This window comes from Arthrobacter sp. 10T419 (assembly GCF_056394105.1).
Genome location: NZ_JBFTHF010000088.1, coordinates 1 through 361, shown reverse-complemented (window position 1 = coordinate 361; position 361 = coordinate 1). Strand labels below are relative to the sequence as shown.

General features: G+C 68.0%; 1 pseudogene. It reads left to right on the top strand.

The annotated features are described in order from the left end of the window. Nucleotides 1-135: 135 nt before the first annotated feature. Nucleotides 136-339: pseudogene (locus tag AC1DBD_RS18005) on the top strand (type VI secretion system Vgr family protein); the annotation flags it as partial. Between the last annotated feature and the right edge of the window lie 22 nt (nucleotides 340-361).

Below are 361 nucleotides of genomic sequence, written 5' to 3'. Positions count from 1 at the left end.
CGCCAGGGCAGCACAAGCCCTCGCCGCCGACTGCGAGCGCCAGCAGGCCCTGCTCAATGACAGCCTCAAGCAACTCCGCGATGCCGGCCTGCTCGCCAGCGCGCCCGCTGGTATCGCCCTGGTGTCCGGGGCGGCAAGGGGYTGTTCATCACCGCCGATGACCAGCCAAAKGCCAGMGGACARCAACTCGAYATGGCCCCKGCYCAGCGCCTGCTCGAACAAGCGCTCCAGCAAAGCCAGGCACTGGCCGAGACCGCCAGGGCMGCACAAGCCCTCGCCGCCGACTGCGAGCGCCAGCAGGCCCTGCTCAATGACAGCCTCAAGCACCCTGCTCAATGACAGCCTCAAGCAACTCCGCGAT